At 64.1% G+C, this 17,619-nt stretch carries 14 protein-coding genes; 3 read left to right on the top strand and 11 right to left on the bottom strand.

Annotated features, from left to right (window positions below; translation table 11 throughout):
• Positions 1-342 precede the first annotated feature (342 nt).
• On the top strand, positions 343-699 hold the full coding sequence (locus JQ631_RS30500; RefSeq protein WP_212333284.1) for a hypothetical protein: 357 nt from the start codon (positions 343-345) through the stop codon (positions 697-699).
• Between the two features lie 51 nt (positions 700-750).
• Here the strand turns inward: JQ631_RS30500 and JQ631_RS30505 are convergent, their stop codons facing one another.
• The 10 genes from JQ631_RS30505 to JQ631_RS30550 form a co-directional block, all read right to left on the bottom strand.
• Complete coding sequence (locus tag JQ631_RS30505; RefSeq protein WP_212333286.1) at positions 751-1,020, bottom strand: hypothetical protein; 270 nt, start codon at positions 1,018-1,020, stop codon at positions 751-753.
• A 191-nt stretch (positions 1,021-1,211) separates the two neighbouring features.
• Positions 1,212-2,417 carry a mandelate racemase/muconate lactonizing enzyme family protein gene (locus JQ631_RS30510; RefSeq protein ID WP_212333288.1) on the bottom strand — a complete coding sequence of 402 codons (1,206 nt, stop codon included), beginning with the start codon at positions 2,415-2,417 and terminating at the stop codon, positions 1,212-1,214.
• Positions 2,418-2,446: 29 nt separating this feature from the next.
• On the bottom strand, positions 2,447-3,988 hold the full coding sequence (gene garD, locus JQ631_RS30515; RefSeq protein WP_212333290.1) for a galactarate dehydratase: 1,542 nt from the start codon (positions 3,986-3,988) through the stop codon (positions 2,447-2,449).
• A gap of 16 nt (positions 3,989-4,004) precedes the next feature.
• Positions 4,005-5,453, bottom strand: a complete 1,449-nt coding sequence (locus tag JQ631_RS30520) for an aldehyde dehydrogenase family protein (RefSeq protein WP_212333292.1) — start codon at positions 5,451-5,453, stop codon at positions 4,005-4,007.
• 79 nt (positions 5,454-5,532) lie between these two features.
• Entirely contained in the window at positions 5,533-6,876 is a 1,344-nt protein-coding gene (gene gudD, locus JQ631_RS30525; protein ID WP_212333293.1) for a glucarate dehydratase, read from the bottom strand.
• A gap of 26 nt (positions 6,877-6,902) precedes the next feature.
• Positions 6,903-7,847: a 5-dehydro-4-deoxyglucarate dehydratase gene (kdgD, locus tag JQ631_RS30530; RefSeq protein ID WP_212333294.1), complete on the bottom strand. Its 945-nt coding sequence runs from the start codon at positions 7,845-7,847 to the stop codon at positions 6,903-6,905.
• A gap of 127 nt (positions 7,848-7,974) precedes the next feature.
• Positions 7,975-8,880, bottom strand: coding sequence for a LysR family transcriptional regulator (locus tag JQ631_RS30535; protein ID WP_212333295.1), 906 nt, complete (start codon positions 8,878-8,880; stop codon positions 7,975-7,977).
• Positions 8,881-9,007: 127 nt separating this feature from the next.
• On the bottom strand, positions 9,008-10,348 hold the full coding sequence (locus JQ631_RS30540; protein ID WP_212333296.1) for an MFS transporter: 1,341 nt from the start codon (positions 10,346-10,348) through the stop codon (positions 9,008-9,010).
• 229 nt (positions 10,349-10,577) lie between these two features.
• Positions 10,578-12,530, bottom strand: a complete 1,953-nt coding sequence (locus tag JQ631_RS30545) for an SGNH/GDSL hydrolase family protein (RefSeq protein WP_212333297.1) — start codon at positions 12,528-12,530, stop codon at positions 10,578-10,580.
• A 111-nt stretch (positions 12,531-12,641) separates the two neighbouring features.
• Positions 12,642-13,724 carry a lysylphosphatidylglycerol synthase transmembrane domain-containing protein gene (locus tag JQ631_RS30550; RefSeq protein WP_212333298.1) on the bottom strand — a complete coding sequence of 361 codons (1,083 nt, stop codon included), beginning with the start codon at positions 13,722-13,724 and terminating at the stop codon, positions 12,642-12,644.
• 428 nt (positions 13,725-14,152) lie between these two features.
• On the opposite strand from JQ631_RS30550, the gene JQ631_RS30555 reads away from it, so the two are divergent.
• Positions 14,153-14,659 (top strand): YciE/YciF ferroxidase family protein, encoded by a 507-nt coding sequence (locus tag JQ631_RS30555; RefSeq protein WP_212333299.1) that lies wholly within the window; start codon positions 14,153-14,155, stop codon positions 14,657-14,659.
• Positions 14,660-14,723: 64 nt separating this feature from the next.
• Here JQ631_RS30555 and JQ631_RS30560 read toward each other — a convergent pair whose 3' ends face one another.
• A complete protein-coding gene (locus tag JQ631_RS30560) occupies positions 14,724-15,947 on the bottom strand; it encodes an MFS transporter (RefSeq protein ID WP_212333300.1) in 1,224 nt (407 codons plus the stop codon).
• 226 nt (positions 15,948-16,173) lie between these two features.
• On the opposite strand from JQ631_RS30560, the gene JQ631_RS30565 reads away from it, so the two are divergent.
• A complete protein-coding gene (locus tag JQ631_RS30565) occupies positions 16,174-17,592 on the top strand; it encodes an MFS transporter (RefSeq protein WP_212333302.1) in 1,419 nt (472 codons plus the stop codon).
• Positions 17,593-17,619: the final 27 nt, after the last annotated feature.

The following is a 17,619-nucleotide window of genomic DNA, read 5'->3' on the forward strand; positions in this document are numbered from 1 at the left end:
GCGCTGGCGGTCCAAAGCCGGTCACGCCGATACCCAATTCAGCCATTCGAAACAGTCGGTCAACGATTGCGGTCGCGCCCCGCTTCGTACACGTCCTGACACGCCAAGGAAAGCCTCCAGAACGCGCCTCCGCCAGCCGTCGGCACGTCACAAAAGCAGGACATCAGGCCGGATCAAGCGTGGCTATCGCCAGTAGTTCCCCGGAATGCGCGCTGGCGTTGGATTTGCATAGCTGTCGACAAATCTGCCGGAGGAACGAGTCGCCGCTTCCGCGCCTGTTCAAGGACGCGAGCGGCGTCGCGGGTTCCTCGCGGTGCCGGCCTCGATCTGTGAGACGACGTCATGAGACCTGCAAAACTGCGTGCGATGACGCTGCTGGGGCTGATGCTGCCGCTGGCGACATCGGCACTCGCGCGCGACGACGGACGCTACGCCAACTCGCCGCTCAAACCCTGGTTCGAGAGCCTGCGCAGCGAGTACGGGCAGTGCTGCTCGGACGCTGACGGCTATGTCGTTGCCGACGTTGACTGGGAGTCCGACAGGGGACACTATCGTGTGCATCTCGACGAGGAGTGGGTCGTCGTGCCCGACGGCGCTGTCGTCACCGAGCCGAACAGGATCGGCCGCACCATGGTGTGGAAGCATTATATCGACGGCCACCCGCGCGTGCGATGCTTCATGCCGGGCAGCATGACTTGAAAACGATCACGGCGCCCGCAACTGATGCGGGCGCCGTGATCGATGGAAGCCTTAGCGCGCCTCGCTATCGGAGCTCGCGCTGGCGAGCCGCTTGACGCGCGGCGACAGCACGGACATCTGCGCAGGCGAGGCCGGCATGCCGGCGACGATCATCGCGGGCGCCGTCGACTGCTCCTGAACGCCGGCGCCGCCGAGCACCTGCACCTGCATCGTCGAAATCGGAAACGACTTCACTTCGTAAGAGGGAATCTCGCCGGCAAATGCGCTGGCTGAGCTTGCAATCATTACGCCGGCAACGGCAATCATGGAGAGAGTACGCATTTCAAAATCTCCGAGAAAGATGACAATCGGAAGTTTGGTCGCGGCAGTGCCGCGACAGGTTCGCTCGTGTGCGAACATTCGTCTTCCACAGGATGGGAATTTGGTTGCGCGACGCCGTCGCGACGAAGCGAAGACGAAGTTTCCTGCGTCAATGTTTCAGGACCGTTTCGCGAGACGGCGCAGATCGCGCCTTATGCGCCGAATCTGGACTCTCGCACCACTGCATCCGCACGGCGGCACAGGTCCGGATTGAGCGCCAGTCCGAGACCGGGCGCGGTCGGTGCCGACACGATGCCGTTGTTCACGACGGGCAGCGCGGTGACGAGATCGCGATACCAGGTCGACAGCGTCGCGCGCACCACTTCCTGGAAGATCGCGGTCGGCGCATGCAGCGCCAGATGCAGTCCCGCCATCAGCGCCACCGGCCCGGTGCAGTCGTGCGGCGCGAGCGGCTTGTTGTAGGCCTCGCTCAGCGCCGCGATCTTGCGCGCTTCGCTGAGGCCGCCGCACCAGGCGATGTCGAGCATCACGACGTCGACGGCATCGGCGGCGAGCAGATTGCGGAAGCTCGCCGCGCCCGCCAGCGTCTCGCTGCCGCAGATCGGCGTCTTCACGCGCCGCCTGAGATCGGCGAGGCCCCGCACGTCGTCCATCTTGTTGAGAGGGTCCTCGACCCAGAACACGCCGTAATCTTCCAGCGCACGGCAGATGCGCTCGGCGGTGTGCATGCCCCACAGGCTGTGCAATTCGCACATGATCTCGATGCGATCGCCGACGGCGTCGCGGATCTTGCGGAACGGCTCCAGTCCGGCTTTCAGGTCCGTGAGCGAAATCGCATGGCCGCCATTGGCGGCGAAGGGATCGAACGGCCAGATCTTCATGGCGCCATAGCCTTCGCTCAAGAGGCTCTCGGCAAGCGCACCGGCGTCGCGCATGAAGGCGATCTGGTCGTCATAGGGGCCGAGCGCGGCATCATCAGCGCCGATCTCGCGGCGTTTTGCGCTCCTCGTGTTGTAGGCGTAGCCGGCGCAGGTGTTGTAGGCGCGGATTTCCAGCCGGCTCGCGCCGCCGAGCGCTTCGTGCACGGGGATGCCGTGACGCTGGCCCTTGAGGTCCCACAGCGCGATGTCGATCGCACTGGCCGCGCGTACCTCGGCACTGACACTGTGAAATCCGAGATAAGGCGTCAGCAATTGGCGCGAGATGGCCTCGATGCGCCGGGAGTCCTGGCCGAGCACCAGCGGTGCGGTGAGCTCGTGCACGGCAGCTTCGACTGCCTGCGCGCCGCGAAAGCTTTCGCCGAGGCCGGTCAGTCCTTCGTCGGTCTCGATCTCGACCCAGATCAGGTTCGGCCGCTCGTCGATGCGGATCGTGCGCAGGGTCGTGATGCGGGACATCGATGTCCTCTTGGACGCGTTGCGGGCGCTCAGGTCACCGGCGCCGGATTGAACAACGTGAGATCGTTGTGGATGCCCCAACGATCCGACCACGGCTTGGTGCGGCCGGAGGCGACGTCGAGGATCAGGCGGAACAGGTCCCAGCCGGTTTCCTCGATGGTCTTTGCGCCCGTGGCGATGCCGCCGGCGTCGAAATCGATCAAATCCTTCCAGCGACGCGCGAGCTCGGTGCGGGTCGCGACCTTGATCACAGGCGCGGCGGCGAGCCCGTAGGGTGTGCCGCGGCCGGTAGTGAACACTTGCAAGGTCATGCCGGAGGCGAGCTGGAGCGTGCCGCAGATGAAGTCGCTTGCCGGCGTTGCCGCGAACAGCATGCCCTTCTGCGTCGCCTTCTGGCCGGGCGAGAGCACGCCGGTGATGGCGCTCGAGCCGGACTTGACGATCGAGCCGAGTGATTTCTCGACGATGTTGGCGAGGCCGCCCTTCTTGTTCCCGGGCGTGGTGTTGGCGCTGCGATCGGCGCCGCCACGAGCGAGATAAGAGTCGTACCAGGCCATCTCGCGCACCAGCGCACGGCCGACGTCCTCGTTGATGGCACGGCGGGTGAGAAGCTGGATGGCGTCGCGCACCTCCGTCACTTCGGAGAACATCACGGTGGCGCCGGCTCGAACCAGCAGATCGGCTGCAAAGCCGAGAGCGGGGTTCGCAGTGACGCCGGAAAAAGCATCGCTGCCGCCGCACTGCAGGCCGATCACGAGGTCGGCCGCGGGGCAGGTCTCACGGGTGCGCTTGTTGAGGATCTTCAGGCGGGCTTCGGCTTGCGTCATGATCGCGTCCACGATCGCGCCAAAGCCGTCGAAGGCCTCGTCCTGCATGCGGACGATGGCATCGCTGACGCCCTCGGGCACAAGCCGTTCGGGCGCTAGCTTTTCGCAGCCCAGGCTGATGACCAGGATCTCGCCGCCGAAATTCGGGTTGAGCGCGAGGTTTTGCAGCGTGCGGATCGGCACGACAGCATCGGGCGCGGTGATGGCGACGCCGCAGCCATAGGCATGCGTCAACGGCACGACGTCGTCGACGTTCGGGTACTTCGGCAGCAGCTCGGCGCGGATGCGCTTCACTGCGTATTCCATCGTGCCTTTGACGCATTGCACGGAGGAGGAAATGCCGAGAATGTTCTTGGTGCCGACCGATCCGTCCGGATTGCGATAGCCTTCGAAGCTAAATCCTTCGAGCGGCGGCAGCGGCGCTGGCACTGCTGTCGAGATTTCCAGCTTGTCGAGGGCCGGGGCCTCCGGCATGCGGATGCGCGCCTCGTCGACCCATTCGCCGGCCAGGATTGGCGAGAGCGCGTAGCCGATCACCTCGCCATAGCGGATGATCGGCTGGTCTTGCGCGATGTCGACCAGGGCGGTCTTGTGCCCTTGCGGCACAAAGGCACGCAGCGTCAGTCCGCAGGCAAAGCGGGAGCCGGCGGGAAGCCCGAAATCATTGACCACGATCGCGACATTATCGCGCTCGTTGAGCTTGATATAGCGGGGCTGCTCTTTCGCTGCGACGTCCTGGTCCATTTGATCTTCCCCGTGGTTAGCCGGGATAGGTATAGGCGGTCTTCACCGTTGTGTAGAACTCGCGTGCATAGGAGCCCTGCTCGCGGGCGCCGTAGCTCGAGCCCTTCCGGCCGCCAAACGGCACGTGATAGTCGACGCCGGCGGTTGGCAGATTGACCATCACCATGCCGGACTCGCTGTTGCGCTTGTAGTGCGAGGCGTATTTCAGGCTGGTGGTGCAGATGCCGGAAGCGAGACCGAACTCGGTGTCGTTCGAGATCGCCAGCGCTTCCTCGTAGTTCTTGGCACGGATCACGGCGGCGACGGGGCCGAAGATTTCCTCACGCGCGATGCGCATGTTGTTGTTGGCTTCGGTGAACAGCGCGGGCTGGAGGTAGTGGCCGGGCGTCTCGCGCTTGAGCAGTTCGCCGCCCCAGGCGAGCTTGGCGCCTTCGTCCTGGCCGATCTTGATGTAGCGCAGATCCTGGTCGAGCTGACTCTGGTCGACGACGGGACCGATATGTACGCCGGTCTTGAGCGCGTCGTCCACCGACAGTCCCTTCAGACGTTCGGCCATCGCGGCGACGAAGCGGTCATGGATGCCTTCGGTTACGATCAGGCGGGAAGATGCCGTGCAGCGCTGGCCGGTCGAGAAATAGGCGCCGTTGACGGCAACTTCGACGGCAGTCTTCAGGTCAGCGTCGTCGAGCACGACCAGCGGATTCTTGCCGCCCATCTCGAGCTGGAACTTCTTCATCGGGTTCGAGAGCACGCAGGCCTGCGCGATCTTGCGGCCGGTCTGCACAGAGCCGGTGAAGGAGATCGCGGCGACATCAGGGTGATCGAGCAGCGTCTGGCCGACCACTGAGCCGGAGCCGACCACGAGGTTGAACACGCCGGCCGGAATGCCGGAGCGGGTGATGATCTCGGACAGCGCATGTGCCGAGCCCGGCACCAGTTCGGCAGGCTTGAACACGACCGTGTTGCCGTAGCAGAGCGCGGGCGCGATCTTCCAGGCCGGGATCGCGATCGGGAAATTCCAGGGCGTGATCATGCCGACGACGCCGACCGGCTCGCGGGTGAGTTCGACGTCGAGGCCGGGACGGACGGATGCACCCTTTTCGCCGATCAGGCGCAACGCCTCGCCGGCGAAGAACGCAAAGATCTGGCCGGCGCGGGCGACCTCGCCGATGCCCTCGGGAAGCGTCTTGCCTTCCTCGCGGGCGAGCAGGCGGCCGAGCTCTTCCTTGCGGGCGAGGATCTCGAGCGAAATCTTGTTGAGTGCATCAAAACGCACCTGCGGCGTCGACTGCGCCCAGGCGGGGAACGCGGCCTTCGCAGCCGCAATCGCCTTTTCGGTCTGAGCCTTGTCGGCCTTGGCGTACTCGCCGACGAGATCGTTGGTATTGGAGGGGTTGATGTTCTTGGTGACGGCGGAGCCGTCGACCCATTCACCGCCGATGAAGTTTTTCAAGATCGCAGTCATCTCATTCCTCCTTGTTTAAGGGGCATGATCCTTATCGGAAAACCGGTGTCCACTCTTCCGAGGTCATGTCTGAAGTTTCTTACCGAACGAGGCAGGGCCGCTTGTCGTCAAACGTCCAGCCCGGGATCAGGTCCTGCATGGCTGTGGCGTCGTCGCGGGCGCCGAGGCCATGCTGCTTGTAGAGTTCATGCGCGGCCTCGATGGCCGCACGGTCGATCTCGATGCCGAGGCCCGGGCGATCCGGGACCGCGATCTTGCCGTCGCGGATCAGCAGCGGCTCTTTCGTCAGCGCCTGGCCATCCTGCCAGATCCAGTGAGTATCGATCGCGGTGACCTTGCCGGGAGCCGCGGCGCCGACATGGGTGAACATGGCGAGCGAAATGTCAAAGTGGTTGTTCGAGTGCGAGCCCCAGGTCAGGCCGTTGTCGCGGCAGGTCTGGGCGACGCGCACCGAGCCCTGCATCGTCCAGAAATGGGGATCGGCCAGCGGAATGTCCACCGCGCCGAGGCGCAGCGCGTGGCTGAGCTGGCGCCAATCGGTCGCGATCATGTTGGTTGCGGTCGGCAGGCCGGTGGCGCGGCGGAACTCGGCCATGATCTCTCTGCCGGAGAAGCCCGCCTCGGCGCCACAGGGATCCTCGGCATAGGCGAGGATGCCGTGCATGTTCTTGCAGAGGCTGATGGCCTCGTCGAGCGACCAGGCGCCGTTCGGGTCGAGCGTGACGCGGGCGTTGGGGAAGCGCCTGGCAATGGCTGTGACCGCCTCGATCTCCTGCTCGCCCCGCAGCACGCCGCCCTTCAGCTTGAAATCGGCGAAGCCGTAATGGTCGTGGGTGGCTTCCGCCAGCCGCACCACCGTCTCCGGCGTCATTGCCTCCTGATGACGGAGGTTGAACCATTCGGCCTTGCCGGTTTCGCCTTTTACATAGTCGAGCTTGCTCTTCCGCCGGTCGCCGACGAAGAAGAGATAGCCGAGCGTCTCGACGCTCTTGCGCTGCTGGCCTTCGCCGAGCAGGGCTGCGACCGGCAAATTGAGATGCTGGCCGAGCAGGTCGAGGAGCGCGGATTCGATCGCGGTGACGGCGTGGATCATCACGCGCAGATCAAAGGTCTGCTTGCCGCGGCCGCCGGCGTCGCGGTCGGCGAAGGCCGTGCGGACATCGGCGAGGATGTTGTTCATCGCACCGACGGTCTTGCCGATCACGAGATCCCTGGCGTCCTGGAGCGTCTGCCAGATTTTTTGCCCGCCCGGCACCTCGCCGACGCCGGTGTGTCCGGCATTGTCGGTGAGGATGACGATGTTGCGGGTAAAGAAGGGCGCGTGTGCGCCGCTCAGATTGAGGAGCATGCTGTCGCGGCCTGCGACCGGGATCACCTGCATCGCGGTGACGACCGGCGCGCCGGAGATCTCAGTCTGGGCCATCGCACGCTCCTCCTTGCTGTCTTGCTTTATTCTGCCGCCTGCCGTGTCGATCCTGCGGCGGGCTGATTCTTCACCAGTGCGGTCAGTTCCGCAATCTCCTGCTCGGTAAGATCGGTCAGCGGCGAGCGAACCGGACCGGAATCGCGGCCGATCACCTTCATGCCGGCCTTGATGATCGAGACTGCATAGCCCTTCTTGCGGTTGCGGATCTCGATCAGCGGCAGGATGAAATTCTTCAAGCCGGCGTGGATCGTCGCGTGGTCGCGCTTACGCACGGCGGCATAGAAGTTGGTGGCAAACTCCGGCACGAAGTTGAACACGGCCGAGGAATAAGTCGTCACGCCCATGTCGAGATAGGGCAGCGCGAAGGTCTCGGCGGTCGGCAGGCCGCCGACATAGGTGAGGCGATCCCCGAGCTTGGTGTGGACGCGGGTCATCAGCTCGATGTCGCCGATGCCGTCCTTGTAGCCGACGAGGTTCGGGCAGCGCTCGGCGAGGCGGGCGACCGTGTCGGGCTGGAGGATGGCGTTGTCGCGGTTATAGACGATGACGCCGATCTTCACGGAGGCGCAGACGGCCTCGACGTGAGCGGCAAGGCCGTCCTGCTCGGAATGGGTCAGGTAGGGCGGCAGCAGCAGCAGGCCGTCAGCGCCGGCCTTTTCGGCGCCGATCGCGATCTCGCGGGCGATTGCGGTGCCGTAGCCGGTGCCGGCGAGCACGGGCACGCGGCCCTTGGTCTCCTCGACGGCAACCTTGACCACCTGAGGGACCTCGGTCGGGGTCAGCGAGAAAAACTCGCCAGTGCCACCGGCGGCGAACAGACCTGCGACATCATAGCCGCACAGCCAATCCATGTTGGCGCGGTAGGTCGCTTCGTCGAAGGAATAGTCCGCCTTGAACGGCGTGACGGGGAAGGACAGGAGGCCCGATCCGATCTTCTGGGCCATTTCCTGCGGGGTCATCTTGCTCATGGGCGCTGCTCCCTGTTTCTCATGTTGTGGAGGACGCAAGAAGGCCGCGCGTCCATGCGCCGTTGTTTAGGAGACCGTTCGATGCGCGTCCAAGCCAAAGCCTATATCGACCGATGCGGATTGAGCATCAATCTTCCATCACCTCGGCCGAGGACAATTCGCCGGCGAGTTTGACCAGCGCCGACAGCAGCGGATCCTCGTTGTCGCGGCGCCAGACCATGAACAACTCGACCGGAACACGCGTGCGCAGCTTGAGGGGCCGCAGCCGGACGTCGGAGATTTTGAGGCCCGCTGCCGCGGCAGGGACGATAGCGAGGCCAAGGCCGGCGCGCACCATGGCGAGGATCGAGTGGATTTGACTCAAGTGCTGCACATAGCGCGGCAGGATGTCGGCGCGGGTGAACAGGGCCACCAGCAGATCATGGAAGTATCGGCTCTCATAGGGCGAATACATCACGAAGGGCTGGTCGTCGAAATCCTTGATGGTGATGTTGTCCGCGTTCGCCAGCGGATGCTTTTTCGGGATGGCGGCGAGCAGGGGCTCGGCGACGACGCGGCGGCTGGCAAGCTCGGGCCGCGCGATCGGCGGCCGCAGCAGGCCGGCATCGATCTGGCCCGAGGTCAGCGCCTCGAACTGGTCGCCTGAGACCATCTCCTTCAGCGAGAAATCGACCTCCGGCAGCTTGGCACGGCAGGCTGCGACCAGTTCGGGCAGGAAGCCGTAGGCGGCTGCGGCCGTGAAGCCGATCTTCAGCGAACCGGTCTTGCCGAGCGCGATCCGCCGGGCAACCTGGGATGCGCTTTCCGCAAGCTTCAGGATCCGGCGGGCCTCGGGCAGGAAGCTGCGGCCGGCCGGGGTCAAGCGCACCGAGCGGCTGGTGCGCTCCAGGAGCGGCGCGTCAATGATGTGCTCCAGCACCTGGATCTGCCGGGACAGCGGTGGTTGGGTCATGTTCAGTCGCGCGGCGGCGCGGCCGAAATGCAGTTCTTCCGCCACCGTGACGAAACAGCGGAGCTGGTTGAGGTCGAACATCGATACATGCCTTAGATGGATAAGGCGTTTCCCCGGCACTTCTAGCATCGATCATCCCCAAAACAAAGACGGCGGCTTTTTAGGGCCGCCGTTGAGTTGCCTGTCCCACTCCGATTACTCAGAGCGCTCAGGAGGAACGTTTGAGCACCACCCGCTCGATCTTGCCGACCACCACGAGATAGGCCACCGCGGCCACCAGCGCGTTGATGCCGACGAACACCAGGGCACCGTTGAAGGAGCCGGTCGCGGCCACGATGTAGCCGATCACGATGGGCGTGGTGATCGAGGAGAGGTTGCCGAAGGAATTGAACAGGCCGCCGGAGACGCCGCCGGCCTCCTTGGGCGAGGTGTCGGAGACGACCGCCCAGCCGAGCGCGCCGATGCCCTTGCCGAAGAAGGCGAGCGCCATGAAGCCGACCACCAGCGCCTGACCGTCGACATAGTTGCAGGCGATGATCGACATCGACAGCAGCATGCCGCCGACGATCGGGATCTTGCGCGCCATGGTCAGCGAACCGGTCTTGCGCAGGATGGCGTCGGAGATGACGCCGCCAAGCACGCCGCCGATGAAGCCGCACAGAGCGGGCAACGTCGCCACGAAGCCGGCTTGCAGGATCGACAGGCCGCGCTCCTTGACCAGGTAGACCGGGAACCAGGTCAGGAAGAAATAGGTCAGCGTGTTGATGCAGTACTGGCCGAGATAGACGCCCAGCATCATGCGGTTGGAGAGCAACTGGCGGATATGGTCCCATCTCGGGCCGGATTCCGGCGCACGCTCGTCTTTCGGTGCATCCAGATCGACCAGCGCGCCGCCTTCCTTGATGTAGTCGAACTCGGCCTCGTTGATCGAGGGGTGCTCCTTCGGGCCGTAGACGGTCTTGATCCAGGCGAGGCCCATGATGACGCCAAGTGCGCCCATCACGAAGAACACGTAGCGCCAGCCGTAATCATGGGCGATCCAGCCCATCAGCGGCGCGAAGATCACGGTGGCGAAATACTGCCCCGAGTTGAAGAAGGCCGACGCGGTGCCGCGCTCATTGCCCGGAAACCACGCCGCGACGATGCGGGCGTTGGCAGGAAAGGACGGCGCTTCCGCGACGCCGACCAGCAGACGAAGCGCGAACAGTACGGCGACGGCAGTGCCGGCGCTCAAGAAGCCGACCCAGCCCTGCATCACCGTGAACAGCGACCAGATGATGATGCTGAAGGCATAGACGAGGCGCGAGCCGTAGCGGTCGAGCAGCCAGCCACCCGGCACCTGTGCGACGACATAGGACCAGCCGAAGGCCGAGAAGATCCACCCCATCGCGACAGGATCGAGATGCAATTCCTTGGAGAGTGCGGGGCCCGCGATCGAGAGCGTGGCGCGGTCGGCGTAATTGACCGTGGTGACCAGGAACAGCATGGTCACGATGAACAGCCTGACGCGAGATCTCCTCACGTCCGTTACGGACACCACTGCGCTCATCAGGCGCCTCCTTAGATCTCGAATGTTTCCTCGAGGCGACTCCTAGAGGCGCATGCAGGAAAGTGTCCAAGTTCAAGGGAGTATCGATTGATGCCGTTTTTGAATTGATGGAACGGCAAGGTGGGGAACGTACCGCAAACTCGTCATTGCGAGCGGAGCGAAGCAATCCAGAATCTTTCCGTTGTGGGACTCTGGATTGCTTCGCTCCGCTCGCAATGATGCGGAGCAGCTACTGCTGCACGCCCGGCAACAGCGGTGCGAGCAGGCCGCGCGTCACGTTGGGTGGCACAGCGTCCAGGCCGAGCACGGCGCTTGCGGCGGGCAGTGTCGCATCCGCCATCGCCGCGTGGCCTTCGGCGCTCGGGTGTACGGCGCCGCCATAGACGGCCGAAAGCACGCCCCAGGTCGCGTCGTGGATGTCGTTCGGCTGGCTCGCCGCCGGCAACCCTTGCGGATAGGTCATCGCCGCGAAATAGCTGTCGTTGGCGTCGCGGATCCAGCGCGCACGCGGCAGGTAGGCGCGATATTCCGAGGCGCCGCGGCCGCACAGCATGGGCTGGCTCGCTGCGCTGACGATGTCAGGATTGAAGCTCTGGCCATTCTCGGCAAAGCAGGTGCGATCGAATTCGGGGTCATTGCCGGAATGGGCGCAAAAACCGTGATCGGCGAACGCAGCCTGATGCGTGTCGACGAAGGTCATGCGGTCGGCTTCCGGATCGCGGCACAGCGCGCCGCGGGTGCAGGTGGCAAGCCCCTTCAACTGCGGAAGAAACTCGGTATCGACGAAGGTCGAGACGCGGGCGAGGCGCTGCGGATCGGCGTTGAACGCGGGATGGATGTCGAAGCCGGCGCGGCCGCCGCGGCAGGGCACGCCGCCATCGGCCAGCGCCGGATTGGCGTAGGAGACGTAGACCACGTGCGATAGGTCGCCGCCGACCAACGGCTTCAGCGCCTCGCGCAGCTTGACGAAATTCTGTGGCAGCTCACGCTGCAATGCGTCGCGGGACTCGTCGACGGTCGCCATCACGCCGGAGCGGCGGAACAGCGCCCGCTCGGTCGCGGTTTCAACGATGACGTCGGCGACAAGGCCGGAGAAGTAGACGTCGTTGGCGCCGATCGAGAGCAGCACGAGATCGAGGTTGCGGTCCGGTTGGCGCTTCTTCGCTGCGGTGAGCGCTTCGCGCAACTCGGCGACCTGGGCGTTCACGCTGGTGTTGCAGACGCCGGTCTTGCCAGGCGGGCATTCGCGGGCGCGCTGCGAACCGAGCAGCCCATCGCTGATGCTGGCACCGGTGCAGGCGAGCGGAAGATAGGTGACGGCGATATGGGTGTAGCGCACCGCGAGCGCGAGCGCGGTACGAGCCTGGTAGCTGTAAAGCGAGCGGTGGCAGGGCGAGTTGAACCAGAGGGCGCTGTAGCGCTGCCAGTTCGCGAGCGTATCCGGTGCCTCGCAGGCGCGGCCGCCCTTGAAGCCGGCGCGGCTCGGCCGGTAATACTGGCCGCCGGCAGTGCCGAGATAAGAGCGGAAGCAAAAACCCTCGTCCGACAGCGCCAGCGGCCGGTCCGGATTGCCTTCGCCGGAGGCGATGCTGTCGCCAAGGCCAGCGATGAAGATGTCGCGGACCTGGATCTCGGTCTGGATGCGCTGGCTCGGATCGGAGCCGGAGGAGACGTCGACGGTCGCCACCGTCTGCTTGCCGTAGCGGACCCGCAGATTGACCGGCTCGGCGCAGTCGAAGGTCGAGGTTTGCGGTCCGTCGCCATCGTCGAACGACCACGCGCAGGTGGCGCCGACCGGCACCGCACCCGTCAGGCGCACGGTGATGGGATGGTCGATCGGGGTGAGGTAGTTCTCTTTGACGTTATCGCGGGTACAGGGCTGGTTGACCCGGCCCTGGAGGTCGATGCAGAGCCGGTTGACCATGTTGCGGGCCCAGCCACGGCCTTCGCTTTGCAACTCCAGCGACTGTTCGGCGGCGAGAATGCTGCGATTGCGGGCATTCTCGACATGCAGCAGGAAGTCGCGCTCCTCGCGGAACAGGCGGAAGCGATTGCGGACCTCCCAATTGATCTGCAGGGCACCGGCATCCTGCGCGGCTGCGGGTTGACACGGCAAAGCGGCGAGAAGTCCTGCCAGCAGCAGGGCTCCCGCGATACATCGGCGAAGGGAAACAGGGATCATGGCCCGCGTCTTCAACGGCAAAGTTGAGGCGGAAATAAGAGAGGATTGCCGTTCGGCCTGCAACCTTTGTCTGCGGCCGGTACGGGCCGCTGGCGCGATCGTCGGTCGGCCTTACCGCTTGCTGGCCTGGCGCAGCGACCGCTCGTGCTCCATCGCCGTCACCTGCTTGGGCAGGTTGGCCTGCGCGCAGGCTTCTGCCAGTCGCCGCCGCTCCTGCCAGGGCTGGACGACGTTCATCCAGAGCTCGCGAGTGCCCATGATGGAGATGGCGAGGCCAAACGGGATCACGAAATAGAGAATGCGGAAGACCAGCAGGGTCGCCAGCAACTGCTCGCGGCCGAATTCGGGCAGTGCCACCAGCATGGCGGCGTCGAACACCCCGATGGAGCCGGGCGCATGGCTGGCAAAGCCGAGCAGGGTCGCCAGGATGAACACCACCGCGAGCGACAGGAAATCGATCGGCGGAGTGGACGGTATCAGCAGATACATCGCAAAGGCACAGAAGCCGAGATCGACCACCCCGATCAGGATCTGCACCAGCGTCAGCGGCGCTGACGGCAGCACCACTTTCCAGCCCTTCTGTCCGAGCTCGCGGCGCTTCTCGCCCATGCACAGCCAGACCAGATAGGCGCCGATCGAGGCAAGGCCGCCGAACGCGATCAGCCGGTTAATCGACGACGGCAACTGGTCCATGTAGGAGGCTGCGTCCGGATGGATGGCCATGCCGATCGACAGCACGAAGATGTTACCGAGCCAGAAAGTCAGGCCGGAGAGGAAGCAGATCTTGGCGACGTCGATCGCGTTCAGCCCGTAGTCCGAATAAATCCGGAAGCGGATCGCACCGCCCGTGAATACCGTGGCGCCGATGTTGTGGCCGATTGAATAGGACGTGAAGCTCGACAGCGCTGCGATGCGATAGGGCACGTGCTTCTTGCCGATCGTTCGCAGTGCAAAAAAGTCGTAGAAAGTCAGCGTACAGAACGCGAAGAACACGCAAATCGCGGCAAGCCCGATATGCCCGCGGGGAATTTCGGTCAACGCAGTCAGGATTACGCTGGTATCGATGCCCTTGAGGGTGCGCAGCAGCGTCGTGATCGCGAAGGCGATGATCATCACGCTCGCGGCAACTCCGAGCCGGCGCCAGCCGATCCATCTCTTGAAGCCGCGTTTCAGCGCGGGCAGCAGTCCGTGCATTCATCCTCCCGGCGGGGGGCAAGGCCGACCGGGCCAGACATTGGCCAGTCGGTTGCGATCACTGCCCGAAATGGGCGTCGATCGCTAGGCATGATGTAGCTCATTTAAGGCAAAATCAGCGACTTGTGCAGCCCTTGACAACGATAGGTTCTGCGCCCGATCGGCCATTTTTGTCATAAGTGGTTCACATGGCCGGCGCGTTAAGCATATGAGTCGGCGGCCAGGCTTCGATCGCGCGCCCGTATGTTCAGATGGTTTCAAATCCTGCGCTCGCAAGCATTGTTCCGGCGCAAACGATGCGAGGCATTTTTGGAACGACGGTGCTGGGCACCGGTTAGCGCCCCATCAGCAATCGAACACGGCGAAAGTCCCGGCTTTTCTTACAAGCCGGCGTCGTCGTGTTCCCGAAACCTGCGAGGATCGGAACGATGGGACTGTTCACCAAGGACATCAAGACCATGAACGACCTGTTCGTGCATCAGCTACAGGATATCTATTATGCCGAGCAGCAGCTCACCAAGGCGCTGCCGAAAATGGCAGATAAGGCGACCGATCCGCAGCTGAAGCAGGGCTTTTTGACGCACCTCGAGGAAACCAAGCAGCACGTCACGCGGCTCGAGGAAGTGTTCAAGATGCACGGCGCCAAGGTCAAGGCTGTCGACTGTCCGGCAATCGATGGCATCATCGAGGAGGCCGACGAAACCGCGGGTGAAGTCGCGGACAAGGCGGTGCTCGACGCGGCGCTGATCAACGCGGCGCAGGCCGCCGAACATTACGAGATCGTGCGCTACGGCAGCCTGATCGCCTGGGCCAAGCAGCTCGGCCGCAGCGATTGCGCTGCGGTGCTCGCCAAGACGCTCGAGGAAGAGAAGGCGACCGACAAGAAATTGACGTCGCTTGCCGAGAGCAAGGTGAATTTGCGGGCGGCAAGCTAAGAGCGAGATACCGCTTTCAGGAGACGCCGTGCTTCCGCGCGGCGTCTCACTTTTTTAGCCGAGTCTAGCTAGCCTGGTATTTCAGGCCGAACACCAGTGCAACCACCGCAAACACCGCAATGGTCACGGCGAAGATCAGGCTCGCGACAGTCGAGCTGATCAGGGTCGAGAGGACTCCGATTCCGATCACCGGAAGCGCGTTGCCGAGAAAGCAACAGATGAAATAGGCCGAGACTACCTCGGCGCGACGATCATCCGGTGCGATCTGGTTCACCACTTGAAGGCTGCCGCGATAGCCGAGCCCCGCAGCGACGCCGCAGGTGGCGGTCGCCGCGATCATGACGCCAAGAGATCCTGCGAACTGTGCGGTGACGAGCAGGGCAAGGCTCGGCAGCATCAGGCCGAGCGACCATAGCATCGCGGCACGGCTCGACAGCTTGCGCGTCAGTGCAATGACGAGTGCAACGGCAGCTGCAAGCTCGAGGAAAATCGCGCCGGCAATCGCGTGGCTGGTGACGTGCAGCTCGCCCGCAAGCACGCTCGGCGCAAGCGCGGCAAAAAAGGCGACGAGGGCCATGCCACCGAAGCCGGTGACCGCGGGCGCCACGAACCGCGACCGGATCGACGACGGAACGCCGACGCGCGGCCGCATCGACAGTTGCGCGAAGTCGGCGAGGGGACGATCGACCGTCTCGCGGGCGAAGGCCAGAAGGGCTGCGACCACGACCAGCACCGCGAGATAAGCGATGAACGGTGTTCGCAGCGGAAACGCGACATATTCGGCGAGCAGGCCGGAAATCAATGCGCCGAGGCCAAGGCCGGTGAAGTTCGTGATTGTTGCAATCACGGTCGCGCGAGAGCGGTCCTGTTCGGCGATCAGTTCCGCAAGCCATGCGGTGCCAGTTCCGGCACCAATCCCGATCGCAAGGCCGCTCAGCACGCGTGCGACGTAGAGCGAGGCGACACCATGCGCGAACAGGAACACGAGCGCGCCCACGGCAGCGATGCCGACGGCAATGATCGCGGAACGCCGCCGCCCGACCTGATCGGACATCCGGCCGAAGATCATGAGTGCCGTCAGGTTTCCGACGACATAGACGGCGTAGATCAGGGTCAACGTGATCTGGGAGAAGCCCAGTTGCTGTTTGTAGATGACGTAGAGCGGGGTTGCGACCGTGCTGCCGGCAAACAGTGCGCCGATCAGGCATCCGACAGCAATGATGGTTGCGGTCTTGCCGAACTCCGAACTCGCGCGCGAGGGAACTGAGGTGTTGCCAACTCTTGCCATGACTTCGATGCCTTGAAGGTAAGATAAGCGGTTCAACACGAAGTGATCTCGCACTGTTCCCATGCTTGCGCGTGAACGGGGCTTGCATGGCATGCAGGGCGAAAGCCTCGATGTTTTCCAGTGCAGCATACGATTCATTTCACAATGATGTTTCGATCATAACCGAAGCATGCTCACGCAACGAAAGCGTATCGCTGGCGTTCACCCGCAAACATCGAGGTGGATCATGCCGGCAGAATTTCTTCATGCGCATTCGTCTCTGAGCGCGAGGAACACGCGAGGCGCGCAAGCTGCGTCCGCTTTGACGCTGACCGCGATGAGCCTCGGCTATGGCGTCGTGCAGCTTGATGTCACCATCGTCAACACCGCGCTCGACGCCATCGGCAAGACGCTTGGCGGCGGCGTCGCCGAATTGCAATGGGTGGTGAGTGCCTACACCATCGCCTTTGCCGCCTTCATTCTCACGGCCGGCGCACTCGGCGACCGCATCGGCGCCAAACGCATCTTCATGGCGGGGTTCGCGATCTTCACCGCGGCCTCGCTGGCCTGTGCATTATCTCCCAATGCGATCGCGCTGATCGGTGCACGGTTGATCCAGGGACTGGCGGCGGCGATCCTGGTGCCGAATTCGCTGGCGCTGCTGAACCATGCTTACACCGATGACCGCGCCCGCGGCCGCGCCGTCGCGGTCTGGGCGGCAGGCGCAAGCCTGGCGCTGACCGCCGGCCCCTTCGTCGGCGGCGCACTGATCACGCTGGTCGGCTGGCGTGCGATCTTCCTTGTCAATCTGCCCATCGGCCTTGCCGGCCTGTGGCTAAGCTGGCGCTATGCGACCGAAACCACCCGGGCGCGATCGCGTGAGATCGATCTGCCCGGCCAGCTTGCCGCGATCGGCGCGCTTGGGTCGCTCGCGGGCGCGATCATCGAAGCTGGCGCGCTCGGATGGAACCACCCGGCCGTGATCACCGCGTTCGTGGCCTCGGCTGTCCTCGCGGCGCTGTTCGTCTGGCGCGAGAGCCGCACGGCGCAGCCGATGCTACCGCTGTCCCTGTTCAGTCACCGGTTGTTTACCCTGACAACGATCGTCGGCCTCCTCGTCAACGTCGCGATCTACGGACTGATCTTCGTGCTCAGCCTCTATTTCCAGCGGATCAACGGCCTGTCGCCGTGGTGGACCGGGCTTGCCTTCGTGCCGATGATGGGCGCGGTGTTGCCGGTCAATCTGCTGGCGCCGCGCCTGGCCGAGCGCATCGGCGCGTGCCCGACCATCGTCGTCGGTGCCTCTATCTCCGCACTTGGCTGTCTCGGCCTGCTCTGGATCGAGGCTGGGACGAGCTATTGGGCGATCTTCGCGCAGCTGATTGCGATCAGCGGGGGACTTGGCCTCCTGGTACCGCCGCTGACTTCGACCTTGCTCGGCAGCGTCGAGAAAGCGCGCTCGGGGATTGCCGCGGGTGTCCTCAATGCGACGCGGCAGACCGGCAGCGTCATGGGTGTCGCGTTGTTCGGGTCGCTGGTCGCGTCCGGTGATGCATTCATGAGCGGCTTTCACCAGTCGCTAATCATATCGGCGGCCGTGCTACTGGTGGCCGCCGGCCTGATGGGCTTCGGTGCAAAGGCGCAGGCGGACGAACAATGTGAGTGACCGCACACATTACCTGTTCACCATTCC

Source organism: Bradyrhizobium manausense, from assembly GCF_018131105.1.
In the GTDB taxonomy this organism is placed as follows: Bacteria; Pseudomonadota; Alphaproteobacteria; order Rhizobiales; family Xanthobacteraceae; genus Bradyrhizobium; species Bradyrhizobium manausense_B.

Coding starts and splice junctions, on each gene's coding strand:
- JQ631_RS30500 (WP_212333284.1), top strand. CDS start 343: ATGAGACCTGCAAAACTGCGTGCGATGACGCTGCTGGGGCTGATGCTG.
- JQ631_RS30505 (WP_212333286.1), bottom strand. CDS start 1,020: ATGCGTACTCTCTCCATGATTGCCGTTGCCGGCGTAATGATTGCAAGC.
- JQ631_RS30510 (WP_212333288.1), bottom strand. CDS start 2,417: ATGTCCCGCATCACGACCCTGCGCACGATCCGCATCGACGAGCGGCCG.
- garD (WP_212333290.1), bottom strand. CDS start 3,988: ATGGACCAGGACGTCGCAGCGAAAGAGCAGCCCCGCTATATCAAGCTC.
- JQ631_RS30520 (WP_212333292.1), bottom strand. CDS start 5,453: ATGACTGCGATCTTGAAAAACTTCATCGGCGGTGAATGGGTCGACGGC.
- gudD (WP_212333293.1), bottom strand. CDS start 6,876: ATGGCCCAGACTGAGATCTCCGGCGCGCCGGTCGTCACCGCGATGCAG.
- kdgD (WP_212333294.1), bottom strand. CDS start 7,847: ATGAGCAAGATGACCCCGCAGGAAATGGCCCAGAAGATCGGATCGGGC.
- JQ631_RS30535 (WP_212333295.1), bottom strand. CDS start 8,880: ATGTTCGACCTCAACCAGCTCCGCTGTTTCGTCACGGTGGCGGAAGAA.
- JQ631_RS30540 (WP_212333296.1), bottom strand. CDS start 10,348: ATGAGCGCAGTGGTGTCCGTAACGGACGTGAGGAGATCTCGCGTCAGG.
- JQ631_RS30545 (WP_212333297.1), bottom strand. CDS start 12,530: ATGATCCCTGTTTCCCTTCGCCGATGTATCGCGGGAGCCCTGCTGCTG.
- JQ631_RS30550 (WP_212333298.1), bottom strand. CDS start 13,724: ATGCACGGACTGCTGCCCGCGCTGAAACGCGGCTTCAAGAGATGGATC.
- JQ631_RS30555 (WP_212333299.1), top strand. CDS start 14,153: ATGGGACTGTTCACCAAGGACATCAAGACCATGAACGACCTGTTCGTG.
- JQ631_RS30560 (WP_212333300.1), bottom strand. CDS start 15,947: ATGGCAAGAGTTGGCAACACCTCAGTTCCCTCGCGCGCGAGTTCGGAG.
- JQ631_RS30565 (WP_212333302.1), top strand. CDS start 16,174: ATGCCGGCAGAATTTCTTCATGCGCATTCGTCTCTGAGCGCGAGGAAC.